We start from the raw sequence: 13,475 nt of genomic DNA, 5'->3' as shown, positions 1-13,475 counted from the left end.
GCAGGGCGTCCTCGTTTGCACGCGGCACGGCCGTGGAGGTTTCCGGCGGCATGGCAGCCTTTTGGCGAGCCGTCGGGGCGCTCGTGTCCGTCAAACCCGTCAAACCCGCTGGTTCCGGTCCTGCTGGTTCCGCCGGTCGGGGCGCGCCGCCGCGGCCTCCGGGAGCGGCCGGGCATGCCTCCCGGCAAGACAAGGAACGCAAGTCCCGCGCCCTGCTTTCCGCCCGGCTCAAGCTCACCATCGTGGCGTGCGTGTTCGGCGTGCTGTGGGCGCTGCTGTGGGTGCGCGCCGGGCAACTGCAGATCATGCAGGGCCCCAAGCTGGCGGCCATGGCGCGGCGGCAGCATCTGGCATCCCTGAAGGTGGCCGGTCCGCGGGGCCAGATTTTCGATCGTCATGGCTTGGTGCTCGCCAAAAGCGTGGAGTTCGCCTCCATCTATTGCCGTCCCGCCGAAGTGGGAAACCCGACGCAGGCAGCCACGACGCTGGCCAAGGCCCTGCGCATTTCCCGGCAGGAGGCCTATGCCAAGCTCAGCAGCAAGGAGCCGTTCGTCTGGGTGCGCCGTCAGGTGGACGACCGCCTGGCCGCAGCCGTGCGCGAGGCGAATCTCCCCGGCGTGTACCTGACACCCGAATACGGCCGCCAGTACCCCAGCACCATCCTCGCCGGCCAGCTCCTGGGCTTTGTGGGGCTGGACGACAAGGGCCTCTCCGGTGTGGAGCAGAGCTTCGACGAGGTGCTGCGCGGCAAGCTGGCCACGGTGAGCTGGCAGCGCGACGCTGCGGGCAGGTCCATGTCCATGGGCAACGACGGCGCCGATCAGTTGCTGGAAAGCAAAGGCGGCGACGTGCGCCTGACCCTGGACGCCACCGTGCAGATGCACGCCCAGGAAGCCCTGGCCAAGGCCGTGGCCGAGAGCAAGGCCCGCTGGGGCGGGGCCATCGTCATCGACGTGCCTACGGCCGAGGTGCTGGCCTGGGCCGAGTACCCCTTCTTCAATCCAAACGCCTTCCGCGATGCGCCCTCCAAGCTCTGGCGCAGCGGCATGGCCATCGACGCCATGGAAATGGGCTCCTCCATCAAGCCGCTGGTCATGGCCGTGGCCCTGCAGGAACGGCTGGTGGCCAGGCAGGACCGCCTGTTCTGCGAGCATGGCAACTGGCGCGTGGGCCGCAACAGCATCCGGGACACGCATCCCTACGGGGAGCTGTCCATGAGCGAGATCATCCGCTACTCCTCAAACATCTGCACCGCCAAGCTGGGCCTGCAGGTGGGCAAGCAGAAGCTCCGGGACTACTTCGCCCGTCTGGGCTTTGGCCAGAAGGTGGGCCTGGGCCTGCCGGGCGAGGCCGCGGGCATCCTGCGGCCGGCAGGGGCGTGGAAGGAAATCGACACCGTCACCGCGTCCTTCGGGCAGGGCTTTTCGGTGACCATCCCCCAGTTGGCCAAGGCGTATCTGTGTCTGGCCTATGACGGCGTGCTGCGGCCCCTCAAGCTCATCAAGGAGCCGGCGCTGCAGGAGGACAGCCCGGGCGTGCGGGTGTTCGATCCCAGCGTCACCTGGGATGTGCTGAGCATGATGCAGGAAGTGGTGGAGCAGAACGGCACCGGCCGCAAGGCCAAGATCGACGGCGTGACCGTGGCCGGCAAGACCGGCACCGCCCAGAAAGCCCGGCCCACCGGCGGCTACGGCGGCGAGTACGAAGCCGTGTTCGTGGGGTTGCTGCCGGTGGAAAACCCCAAATATCTCATCGCAGTAGTGGTGGACGAACCCCAGACCAGCCATTACGGCGGCGTGGTGTCGGCACCGGCATTCCGGGAAATCGCCATCAAGACCATGGCCTCCATGGGCACGCTGCCCGAGGCCTCCTCCCTGTTGGCGGCTGGCAGCGAAGAAGAACCGCCCCTGGAGATGCTGGCCGAAGGGTTGATTCCCATGGCCCCGGCCTCCGGCCCCAGCGTGCGCCTGCCGGTGACCAGGGCCTCCATGGAGATCCCGCCTCCGGCTCCCGAGCCGCGTCTGCCCAGGGAACGCGAACCCATCGCCGTGGCCGAAGGGCAGGTGCCGGATTTCCGCGGCGCTTCCCTGCGCACAGCCATGGAATGGTTCGCCCGGTATGGCGTGCTGCCGGAAATCAAGGGGCAGGGGCTGGTGGTGTCGCGGCAGCAGCCGCCTCCCGGGTCGCCCTGGGATGTGAAGGACAAAAATGCACGCGCCAAGTGCGTGCTGTGGCTCGGCAAACACGGGGGGGCATCGTGAACCGTGCCGCTATCTCTTCCATTTCGCATGACGACGTGCTGACGTTGCTGCGGCAGGGTGCCGGGCTGGCGTCGCACTCGGGCAAGGTGCAGGCCGGAGACGTTTTCGTGGCCCTGCCGTCCCTGCGCGGCAGCGTTGACGGCGCAGCCTTTGCCGCCCAGGTGGCTGCGGCCGGGGCTGTGTGTCTGGTGGCGGCGCAAGACGCCAGACTGCCGGATGATCTGCCCATTCCTGTCCTGCGGACGGCCGATCCCCGCGCCATGCTGGGCGAGCTGGCCGGCGTGCGCTTCGGTACGCAACGTCTGGGATTCCCCCTCATCGGCATCACCGGCACCAACGGCAAGACCTCCATCTGCGCCATGCTGGAGCACCTGTTCCAGGCTGCCGGCAAGGCCGTGGGGGTGCTGGGCACGGTCTCGTACCGCTGGCCGGGCGTGGATCGCGCCGCCTCCCTGACCACGCCGGGCTGTCTGGAACTGCACGGCATGCTGCGGGAGATGCAGGACGCCGGCGTGGAGATCGCCTTCATGGAGGTCGCCTCCCATGCCCTGGACCAGCAGCGCGTGGCCGGCCTGGCCTTCGATGGCGCGGCGCTGACCAACATTACCCAGGATCATCTGGATTATCATGCAGACATGGAAGACTATGCCCGGACCAAGTTCCGGCTCTTCCTCCATACCCCCCGCCAGGACAAGCCCGTGGCCCTGAATGCCGACGACGCCTACGGCGCCCGCCTGCTGACCCGGCTGCCGCAGAGCGTGGGCTTCGGCCTGCATCCGCTGGTGGAGTTGCCGGAGGATCGGCTGCTCCAGGGCCGCATACTGGAGCACAGCATCAGCGGGCTGACTCTGGAATGCGCTTTCCGCGGCCAGCGCTGGATTCTGCGCAGCCCCATGGTGGGCGCACACAACGCCTCCAACCTGCTGGCGGCCATGGCCATGGCGCTGCAATGCGGCCTGTCCGTGGACGACCTCCAGGCCCTGGAATCCTTCGCCGGCGTGTGCGGCCGGCTGGAGCGGGTGCCCAACGCCCGGGGACGCCATGTGTTCGTGGATTACGCCCACACCCCCGACGCCCTGGAAAACGTGCTCAAGGCCCTGGACATGCTGCGCCGCGGCCGGCTGCTGGTGGTTTTTGGCTGCGGCGGCAACCGCGACCGCGGCAAGCGTCCTCTCATGGGCCGGGCCGTGTGCCGCTATGCCGATGTGGCCGTGCTCACGTCGGACAATCCCCGCAGGGAAGACCCTGACGCCATCATGGACGATGTGATGCCCGGACTGGCACACTGCAAGCGCATTCTTCGCCTGGCCGACCGCCGTGAGGCCATCGCTGCGGCGCTGGAGAGCATGGACGAGGCAGATATCTGCATCATCGCCGGCAAAGGCCACGAGGATTATCAGATCATCGGGGACACCAAATTTCCGTTCAGCGATCAGCAGGTGGTCCGCGACGTGCTGGGGAGTGTGCCGCCATGCGCATGACCCTGCGCCAGATCGCCGCCGCCATGCAGGCAGCCCTGCCCGTCTGCGAGGCCGAGGGCCGCACGCCTGCCGCCATCTCCACAGACAGCCGCACCGCGGCGGCCGGGACGCTGTTTTTCTGCATCCCGGGCGAGCGCTTCGACGGCCATGATTTCCTTGCGGATGTGGCCGCCAAGGGCGCGTTGGCCGCCGTGGTGGAACGCGACATCCCGAACGCCCCCCTGCCGCTTTTGCGCGTGGAGGCCGTGGTGCCGGCCCTGGGACGGCTGGCCCTGGCCCACCGCTGCCAATATCGCGGCAAGGTGGTGGGCGTCACCGGGTCGGCTGGCAAGACCACGGTCAAGGAGTTGCTGGCCCATCTGCTGGAAGGCCTGGGGCCGGTGGCCAAGAATCACAAGAATCTCAACAACCACATCGGGCTGCCCAGCTCCATGCTGGCCGCCACGGGCGAGGAAGCCTTCTGGATCATGGAAACCGGTGTCAATTTTGTGGGGGACATGGATTCCCTGGCCGCCATGCTGGAACCGGATCTGGTGGTGGCCGTGAACGCCGGGGCGGCGCATCTGGAAGGCCTGCACGACGTGCCCACCGTGGCCCGGGAAAAGTGCAAGCTCGTCCGCGCCCTGCGTGAGGGCGGCGTGGCCGTGGCCAATGCGGATTCCCCGGAGTTGCGCCAGGCCATCGCCGAAACCGGTCGCCCGGCCGTGTGGTTCAGCACGGAATCCGCCACCGCGGCGTGTCGTTGCGAATTCGTCAGCCTCACCGAAACCGGCGGGCGCTTTGTCCTGTCCCTGCACGGGGAAACCGTGGAGGTGGACACCGCCTTTGCCGCGCCGTTCCTGGCGCAGAGTCTGGCTGCCGCGGCAGCCGCCGCTCATGCGCTGGGCGCACCGCTCGACCTGATCGCCGAACGGCTGACCACGGCCGGGCTGCCGGAGCAGCGTTTCCATGTGCAGCGGGCCGGCCGGTGGATCCTTATTGATGATTCCTACAACGCCAATCCCCTGTCCATGACCGCGGCGCTGGACGCTGCCCGGGCCATGGCGGGGCAGGGCGCGCTGGTGTTGGTGCTGGGCGAGATGCGCGAACTGGGCGAGGTCGCCCGGGCTGCGCACGAGGCCCTTGGCGCACAGGCGGCCGGACTGGCTCCGGCGGCCGTGTTCTGGACGGGTGGACAGCGTGAGGCCGTGGCTGCAGGCCTGGCCCGGGCCGGCGAGACCGATTCCCTGCGGGAACTCGCCGCTCCCGAAGCATTTGTGCATTCCCTCAACGAATTGTTTGCACGGCAAGGAGACGACGTGGTGGTGGTGTTCAAAGGGTCGCGCGCCAACAGACTGGAGCGCTATGTGACGGCACTGCGCGACGCAGCGGAAGGAGCCTGCTGATGTTGTACCATCTGCTCTTCCCGTTGCACACGGAATACAGCTTCTTTTATGTGTTCCGGTACATCTCCTTTCGCTCCATCTGGGCCATGCTCACGGCGCTGGTGGTGACGATCATGATCGGCCCGCTGTTCATCCGCTGGCTCAAGCGCATCAAGTTCGGCCAGTACATCCAGGAAGACGGCGTCAAAGCCCACATGGAAAAGGCCGGTACGCCCACCATGGGCGGCCTGCTGATGATTGCCGGCGTGGCCGCCTCTGTGCTGCTCTGGGGCGATTTGACCAACCATTACCTGTGGCTGTGCCTGCTGGTGTTCATCGGCTACGGGGTGGTGGGGTTTGTGGACGATTACGCCAAGATCCGCAAAAAGAAGAACATGGGCCTGAGTGCCCGGGCCAAGTTCATGCTGCAGGTGGGCATCGCCGGGCTGGCCATGGCGGCCCTCATTTACGAGCCGGCCTATGACACCCGCCTCACCGTGCCGTTCTTCAAGGAATTCACGCCAGACCTGGGACTTTTGTACCTGCCCTTCGCCATCTTCGTCATGGTGGGCTGCTCCAACGGCGTGAATCTTACCGACGGGTTGGACGGCCTGGCCATCGGCCCGTCCATCGTCGCCTGGGTCTGCTTTGCGGTGTTCGTGTACGTGGCTGGGAACAAGCTGGCATCTAACTATCTGTATGTGTCCTACATCCCGGGCGTGGGCGAGGCGACCATCTTCTGCGGTGCGCTCATCGGCGCGGGGCTGGGCTTTTTGTGGTTCAACGCCTACCCCGCCCAGGTGTTCATGGGCGATGTGGGGTCCCTCTCCATCGGCGGGGCGCTGGGCTTCGTGGCCGTGCTGGCCAAGCAGGAGCTGGTGCTGCTGATTGTGGGCGGCCTCTTTGTGGTGGAGACCCTTTCCGTGATTCTGCAGGTGGGATGGTTCAAGGTGAGTGGCGGCAAACGCATCTTCAAGATGGCGCCGTTGCATCATCACTTCGAGTTGCAGGGGATCCCGGAATCCAAGATCATCATCCGCTTCTGGATCATGTCCATTCTGCTGGGCTTTGCGGCCCTGTCCACCCTCAAGCTGCGGTGAGTGCGTCATGAATGCGTCCATTCCCCAATTGTTTGCCGAGACCCGAGCCGCCGTGGTGGGCCTGGGACGTTCCGGCGTGGCCGCAGCCCGGCTGCTGCTGGCTGCCGGGGCGCGCGTGCGGCTCATCGATCAGCAGGACGCCCGCTGCCGTGAGGTGGCGACCATGCTGGAACAGGGACTGGACGACGTGGCCGGACGGGTGGAGATCGCCGCCGGGCCGCACCATGCCGGGCAGTTTGACGGGATGGATGTGGCCATCATGAGCCCGGGCGTGGCCGTGGCCAAGATCCGGCCCTTCCTGCCGCAGGCAAACCCGCCACAGGTGCTGGCGGAAATGGAGCTGGCCTCCCGCTTCGTGCAGGCGCCCATCCTGGCCGTGACCGGCACCTCGGGCAAGACCACCACCGTGACCCTGGCCGCCAGAATGCTGGAAGCCGCCGGAAAAAAAGTCTTTCTGGGTGGAAATATCGGCACGCCCCTGGCCGAGTTCGTGCTTTCGGGCGAGACGGCAGACGTGCTGGTGCTGGAGATCTCCAGCTTTCAGCTGCAAACCTGCACCACCTTCCATCCCCGGGTGGGCGTGTTCCTGAATCTGGCGCCCAACCACCTTGATTATCACGCGGATATGGAAGAATACCTGCAGGCCAAGTGCATGCTGTTCGCGCAGCAGACCGCGGCGGATGTGGCCGTGGTGCACGCCTCCCTGCGGCCGCTCATTGAGGCGAGGGGCGGTCTGCACGCGTCGGTGCGCTGGTTCGATGAGCAGGCCGAGCTTTCTGCCGGGGCGCTCCTGGGCGCGCACAACCGGGCCAACGTGCAGGCCGCGTATCTGGCGACCTCATGCTTCGGCGTGAGCAAGGCCCAGGCCCAGGCCGCAGTGGACGCCTTTGCCCCCCTGCCGCACCGCATCCAGCCCGTGGCCGAGGTCAAGGGTGTGCTCTTTGTCAACGATTCCAAGGCCACCACGCCGGACGCCATGGCCGCGGCCATCCGCAGCATGGACCGGCCGGTGCGGCTGCTGGCCGGGGGCGTGTTCAAGGGTGGGGATCTGACGGAACTGACCCCGCTGATCCGGGAAAAAGTCAGACAGGTGGCGCTGTTCGGGGCCAATCGGGACGTGTTCGAACAGGCCTGGCAGGGCGTGGCGCCCCTGAGCTGGGACGATACCCTGGAACAGGCCGCCCGACGCCTGTTCGCCGAGGCCCAGCCCGGCGAGGCCATTCTGCTTTCTCCGGCCACCGCCAGCTTTGACCGCTATTCGAGCTACACCGAGCGCGGCAAGGACTTCATGCGCGTGGCCGCGCTCCTGGAGGAGGAACAGGCATGAGCGCCGCCCGCATCGCCATGCAGGCCGCCAAGACCTGCCCGCCGGCACCGCCGCGCGCCCCCCTGGGGACTGCGACGGGCGGGCACGCCATGGACGCAGACTGGTTGGGCCGCATGGATTTTCTGCTCCTGGGGCTGACCCTGCTGCTGACCCTTTTTGGTCTGGTGATGGTGCTTTCCGCCAGCGGGGTCATGGCTTCGCGGCAGTTCGGCGGAGCGTATCACTTTTTCATGCGGCAAAGTGTGTTCGCCGTGGCCGGGCTGGTGCTCATGAGCGTGCTGGCCGCCGTGCCCATCAAGCGGGTGTACGCCATGACATACCCGTTGCTGGTGCTCACCACGGTGCTGCTGGTGCTGGTCATCGCCTCGCCCCTGGGGGTGCAGGTCAATGGGGCCTCGCGCTGGATCAAGCTGGGATTCTTCAACTTCCAGCCCATGGAGATGGCCAAGATCGCCCTGGTGCTGTATCTGGCGTGGTTCTTTTCGGAAAAGCAGGATCTGGTGGGCCGCTTCAGCGTGGGAGTGGTGCCGCCCTTTGTGGTCACCGGCATTTTCGCGGGACTCATGCTCCTGCAGCCGGACTTTGGCGGCGCCGCCATGATGACCATGCTGCTGTTCCTCATCTGTCTGGTGGGTGGGACGCGGTTCGTGTATCTGGTGGGTTCCGTGGCCCTGGCCGGGATGGCCGGATGGACGCTGATCGTCAATTCGCCATACCGCTGGAAACGCTTCACCGCCTTCCTGGATCCCTTTGCCGATGCACGGGATACGGGCTACCAGCTGGTGCAGTCCATGTACGCGTTCGGCTCTGGGGGCACCTTCGGCGCGGGCCTGGGCGCGTCCAAGCAGAAGCTGTTCTTCCTGCCCGAAGCCCACAACGACTTCATCATGGCCGTGGTGGGCGAGGAGTTGGGATTCGTGGGCGTGACCGCCGTGTTTCTGGTCATGGGGCTGCTGTGCTGGCGCGCCTTCCACATCGCCATGACCCTGGACGACCTGCGCGACCGCCTGACCGCCTATGGGGTGACGCTGATCATCACCCTGGGCGCCGTGCTGAACATGGCCGTGGTGCTCGGTTCCGCCCCGCCCAAGGGCGTGCCCATGCCGTTTTTGAGCTATGGCGGCTCCTCGCTGCTGGGATCCATGGTCTGCGTGGGACTGCTGCTGAATCTCTCCCGTCAGCCGCGGGGCAACCGGCCGTTGGGCAGCCTGGGAGGTGGACGTTGATGGCGCTGGAACGGCTCATCCTCACCACCGGCGGCACGGGCGGGCACATTTTCCCGGCCCTGGCCGTGGCCGAAGCCCTGCGCCGGAACCGGCCGCAGGCGAGGGTGTTGTTCGTGGGCGGGAAAAGCGGCCCCGAGGGGCGGCTGTGCCAGCGGGCGGGCATCGAATTTCTGGCCCTGCCGGTGCGCGGGGTCGTCGGCCGGGGGCTGCGGGCCGTGGGCGCCATGGCTGCGCTGGCGAGCGCTTTTGTCCAGGCCGTGCGGCTGGTGCGATCTTTCCGGCCGCAGGTGGTGGCCGGCTTCGGCGGGTATGCGTCCTTCCCGGCCATGGCCGCCGCCGCCGTGCTGGGCGTGCCCACGGTGCTGCACGAACAGAACAGCGTGCCCGGCGTGAGCAACCGGCTGCTGGGCCGGCTGGCCCGGGCGGTGCTGCTGTCTTTTCCGGATGCATTGCAGCGGTTTCCCGCTGCCACCGCCACCCTCACGGGCAATCCGGTGCGCCAGAACATCGCCGCCCTGCAGGCCCTGCCGCGGGCGAATTCCGGCGAGCGTCGTCTGTTGGTCCTCGGTGGCAGCCAGGGGGCCGTGGCGGTGAACGACGCCGTCATTGCCGCCCTGCCGCGGTTCAAGGCCGCCGGCATGGCCATCCTGCATCAGGCCGGGGAACGAGACGCCGACCGGGTGCGCGCGGCCTACATCGCCGCGGGCTGGCCGGCAGACTGCGTCCATGCGTTCATCGACGACATGGCCGCCGCCTATGCCTGGGCCGATCTGGCCGTGTGCCGGGCCGGCGCGTCCACGGTGTTCGAGCTGGCCGCAGCCGGACTGCCGGCGGTGTGCATCCCGTTCCCCTTTGCCACGCACAATCATCAGGCCGTGAATGCCCGGCATCTGGAGCAGGCCGGCGCGGCGCTGTGCCTGGAGCAGCAGGAGCTTTCCCGGCGTGATCTGGCCGGCGAGATCATCGCCCTTCTCGACAACCCTGAACGGCTGGCCGCCATGGGCCAGGCCGCGCGCGCCTGGGCCCGCCCCGAGGCTGCGGCAGACATCGCCGCCGTCCTGGACCGCCTGGCAGCGCCGGCAAGGAAGACTGCATGACCACGAGCACGGGACATCAAATGCGCACCCGCGTGCGCCGCATGCACATGCTGGGCATCGGTGGCGCGGGCATGAGCGGCATCGCCGAGGTGCTGCTGAATCTGGGGTATACCGTCTCCGGCTCGGACCTGTCCGACGGCCCCGTCATCCAGCGCCTGCGGGAGCTGGGCGCCACCATTTTCAAGGGCCATTCCCGCGGTCAGGTGGGCGAGGCGGACGTGGTGGTCAAATCCACCGCCATCGCCAGGGATAATCCCGAACTGCAGGAAGCCATGGAACTGGGCGTGCCCATCATCCCGCGTGCGGAGATGCTGGCCGAGCTCATGCGCCTGAAGGCCGGCGTGGCCGTGGCCGGCACCCACGGCAAGACCACCACCACCTCCCTGCTGGCCGGCATTTTTGAAGAAGCCGGGCTCGATCCCACGGTGATCATCGGCGGCCGCCTGAATGCCTACGGCTCCAATGCCCGCCTTGGCGAAGGGGAATACCTCATCGCCGAGGCCGACGAGAGCGACGGTTCTTTTTTGTGCCTGTTCCCGCTCATTACCGTGGTCACCAATGTTGACGCAGACCACTTGGATCATTACCCCAATTTGGACGCCATCGACGCGGCCTTTGTCCAGTTTATGAACCAGATACCCTTCTACGGCCGCAACGTGGTGTGTGGGGACGATCCTGGCGTGCAGCGGCTCCTGGGCCGGGTCAAGCGGCCGGTGCTGGCATACGGCTTTGGCCTGCACAACCGCCTGCGGGCGGAGGTGCTGGAATGCTCGGATGTCTCTCGCTTCCGCGTGCTGCTGGATGGCAAGGAAGTGGGCGAGGTGCGGCTTAACCAGCCGGGCCGGCACAACGTGCTCAACGCCCTGGGCGCCATCGGCGTGGCCCTGGAGGCAGGCATTCCCCTGGCCACGGCCTTTGCCGGGCTGGAACATTTCCGCGGCGTGGGACGGCGCTTTGAGCGCAAGGGAGAGAAGAACGGCGTGACGGTGATCGACGATTACGGGCACCATCCCGCCGAGATTCGCGCCACCCTGGAGACGGCGGCCAGCTGCTTTCCTGGCCGGCGGCTGGTGCTGGCCTTCCAGCCGCATCGCTTCAGCCGCACCCAGGCCCTGTTTGGTGATTTCTGCAAAGTGTTCTCCACGGTGGACAAACTGCTGCTGACGGAAATCTACCCCGCCTCCGAGGCGCCCATCCCCGGCGTGAGCGGGCAGAGTCTGGCCCAGGGCATCCGGCAGATTTCCAATACGGACGTCACCTACTGTCCGGACTTTGCCGCCGTGCTGGCGGCCCTGCCGGATGTGCTCCAACCCGGGGACGTCTTCATGACCATGGGCGCGGGCAACATCTGGACTGTGGGCAGGGATTGGCTGGAATCGTGAGGTCGCCATGAGCACTTCGTACGCCACATCGTGCAGCAAACTGCAGATTAAGCGCGCCGCCGGGAGCAATCGCTACCGCCGGGACTCTTCCTCGCGTCGGCTGGAACTGCCGGGGGCCAGATCCGGGGTGTGGCAATGGGGCGTGAGCCTGCTGCTGTGGCCGCTGTTCATCATTGCCGCCAGCTGCGCCTGCTTGCTGCTGTACCGGTATGCGACATCCCATGAATATTTTACCCTGCGGGAGATCGAAGTCAGCGGCAACCGCCGGCTGACCTCCGCCGAAATCATGCAGGCCGGCGGCGTGCACCTGGGCATGAACACCCTGGATCTGGCCATGCACGATGTGCGCGCCAGGCTGCTGGGAAATCCATGGGTGGAATCCGCCAAGGTGGCCCGGGAGCTGCCGTCCACCTTCCGCCTGAGCGTGGTGGAGCGCGAGCCGCGCTGGTGGGTGCAGCAGGAAGGCGGCTTGTTTTATGCGGACGAGCAGGGTCGCATCATCGCGCCGGTGGAGCCGCGGGGCTTTATTTCCCTGCCGCTCATCCGGTTGGAAAACGCGGACAGCTCCCTGCTGGCCGTTCTGAACCGGCTGCAGCAGATGGCTGAAGCCAAGCGCCTGCCATTCACCATGCAGGAGGTGGGCTGGGTGCGGCTTTCCCAGGGTGGCGGTGTGGAACTGCATCTGGAGGCTGCGAACATCACCATTGCCATGGAGCATCAGGGGCTGATGGATCAGGTGGCCCGGCTGCGCGCCGTGTGGGATGATCTGACCCAGCGCGGCGAGTTGGAACAGGTGGCTGCCCTGCGTCTGACTGGTGAAAAACTGTGGGTGGAGCGCACCATGCAGGCGGCTGTCGGGGCCAAGCCGGCCACGGAATCCAAGCCGGCCACCACAACCAAGGGCGCCCAGACGTCCAAAAAGCCCGCCAGGTCCTGATCGGACCGGCAGGCATTGAGAAGCACGAGGCAAGGAGAAGCCATGTCCAAGTCCGATCTGATCGTAGGTCTCGACATCGGCACCACCAAGATTTGCGCTGTGGTGGGCGAGGCCACGCCCGAGGGCGTGGATATCGTCGGTATCGGCACCAGCCCCTCCACAGGGCTGCGCAAGGGCGTGGTGGTGAACATCGAGCAGACCGTCCAGTCCATCAAGAAGGCGCTGGAAGAGGCGGAGCTCATGGCCGGCTGCGAGATCAGGTCGGTCTATGCTGGCATCGCCGGCAGCCATATCAAGGGATTCAACAGCCATGGCGTCATTGCCGTCAAGGGCGGCGAGGTGGGCGAGAAGGATGTGGAGCGGGCCATCGACGCCGCCAAGGCCGTGGCGATTCCCCTGGACCGCGAAGTCATCCACATCCTGCCGCAGGAATATATTGTGGACGACCAGCGCGGCATCGCCGATCCGCAAGGCATGAGCGGCGTGCGGCTGGAGGTGCGGGTGCACATCGTCACCGGCGCCGTGACCAGCGCGCAAAATATTGTTCGCAGTTGCCATCGATCAGGGCTTGACGTGGCGGACATTGTGTTGGAATCACTTGCGTCTTCCAAGTCTGTTTTGACGGCGGAAGAACGCGAGATCGGCGTGGCCCTGGTGGACCTCGGCGGCGGCACGACGGACATTGCCGTCTTTGCCAACGAATCCATCAAACATACCGGCGTGTTGGCCCTTGGTGGCACCAACATGACCAACGACATCGCCTTTGGCTTGCGCACGCCCATGGCTGCGGCGGAGAAGATCAAACTTCGCTATGGTTGCGCCCTGGCAGACCTGGTGAAGAAGGATGAAACCATTGACGTCATGAGCGTTGGCGGGCGAGAGTCCCGACGGCTCTCCCGTCGGGTGCTGGCCGAGATTTGCGAGCCGCGGATGGAAGAGATCCTCTCCCTGGTGGATCAGGAACTCATCCGCTCCGGCTACAAGAACATGATCGGCGCGGGCGTGGTGCTCACTGGCGGCACGGCACTCATCGAGGGCTGTCAGGAGCTGGGCGAACAGATTTTTAACCTGCCCACCCGGCTGGGATACCCCCAGCACGTGGGCGGGCTCAGAGACGTTGTGAACAGCCCCATGTACGCCACGGCGGTGGGGCTCTTGATGTACGGCGCGGAGAAAGAGGGGTTGGAACACAAGTTCCGCATCCGCGACGCAAACGTCTTCAACCGCATTCTGGGGCGGATGAAGAAGTGGTTTTCGGATATCTCATAAGGTGAATTCTGGGGAAACAACGTGCAGCTTG

The 13,475-nt window shown here is 66.3% G+C and carries 10 protein-coding genes; all 10 read left to right on the top strand.

The features are described from left to right. Positions 1-50 precede the first annotated feature (50 nt). The 10 genes from DGI_RS01660 (at position 51) to ftsA (ending at position 13,444) form a co-directional block, all read left to right on the top strand. Entirely contained in the window at positions 51-2,261 is a 2,211-nt protein-coding gene (locus tag DGI_RS01660; protein WP_158407274.1) for a penicillin-binding transpeptidase domain-containing protein, read from the top strand. Continuing rightward, on the top strand, positions 2,258-3,742 hold the full coding sequence (locus tag DGI_RS01655) for a UDP-N-acetylmuramoyl-L-alanyl-D-glutamate--2,6-diaminopimelate ligase (RefSeq protein WP_021758892.1): 1,485 nt from the start codon (positions 2,258-2,260) through the stop codon (positions 3,740-3,742). Before DGI_RS01660 ends, DGI_RS01655 begins: the two co-directional genes overlap by 4 nt. Continuing rightward, positions 3,733-5,127 (top strand): UDP-N-acetylmuramoyl-tripeptide--D-alanyl-D-alanine ligase, encoded by a 1,395-nt coding sequence (locus tag DGI_RS01650; protein ID WP_021758891.1) that lies wholly within the window; start codon positions 3,733-3,735, stop codon positions 5,125-5,127. Before DGI_RS01655 ends, DGI_RS01650 begins: the two co-directional genes overlap by 10 nt. After that, positions 5,127-6,206 (top strand): phospho-N-acetylmuramoyl-pentapeptide-transferase, encoded by a 1,080-nt coding sequence (gene mraY, locus DGI_RS01645; protein WP_021758890.1) that lies wholly within the window; start codon positions 5,127-5,129, stop codon positions 6,204-6,206. The genes DGI_RS01650 and mraY overlap by 1 nt, the downstream gene beginning before the upstream one ends. A gap of 7 nt (positions 6,207-6,213) precedes the next feature. Beyond that, a complete protein-coding gene (gene murD / locus DGI_RS01640; RefSeq protein ID WP_051286407.1) occupies positions 6,214-7,533 on the top strand; it encodes a UDP-N-acetylmuramoyl-L-alanine--D-glutamate ligase in 1,320 nt (439 codons plus the stop codon). Between the two features lie 89 nt (positions 7,534-7,622). Further along, a complete protein-coding gene (ftsW, locus tag DGI_RS01635) occupies positions 7,623-8,759 on the top strand; it encodes a putative lipid II flippase FtsW (RefSeq protein WP_027193005.1) in 1,137 nt (378 codons plus the stop codon). Beyond that, on the top strand, positions 8,759-9,856 hold the full coding sequence (murG, locus tag DGI_RS01630) for an undecaprenyldiphospho-muramoylpentapeptide beta-N-acetylglucosaminyltransferase (protein WP_021758887.1): 1,098 nt from the start codon (positions 8,759-8,761) through the stop codon (positions 9,854-9,856). The genes ftsW and murG overlap by 1 nt, the downstream gene beginning before the upstream one ends. A gap of 20 nt (positions 9,857-9,876) precedes the next feature. Then, entirely contained in the window at positions 9,877-11,238 is a 1,362-nt protein-coding gene (gene murC / locus DGI_RS01625) for a UDP-N-acetylmuramate--L-alanine ligase (RefSeq protein ID WP_021758886.1), read from the top strand. A 7-nt stretch (positions 11,239-11,245) separates the two neighbouring features. Then, positions 11,246-12,175, top strand: coding sequence for a cell division protein FtsQ/DivIB (locus tag DGI_RS01620; RefSeq protein ID WP_051286405.1), 930 nt, complete (start codon positions 11,246-11,248; stop codon positions 12,173-12,175). A gap of 42 nt (positions 12,176-12,217) precedes the next feature. Further along, complete coding sequence (gene ftsA / locus DGI_RS01615) at positions 12,218-13,444, top strand: cell division protein FtsA (RefSeq protein WP_021758883.1); 1,227 nt, start codon at positions 12,218-12,220, stop codon at positions 13,442-13,444. The last annotated feature ends 31 nt before the right edge of the window (positions 13,445-13,475 follow it).

The sequence above is a fragment of the Megalodesulfovibrio gigas DSM 1382 = ATCC 19364 genome (assembly GCF_000468495.1).
Classification (GTDB): Bacteria; Desulfobacterota; Desulfovibrionia; order Desulfovibrionales; family Desulfovibrionaceae; genus Megalodesulfovibrio; species Megalodesulfovibrio gigas.
Note: the sequence above shows the minus strand (reverse complement) of the source record. Positions and strands in the feature narration are given on the sequence as shown.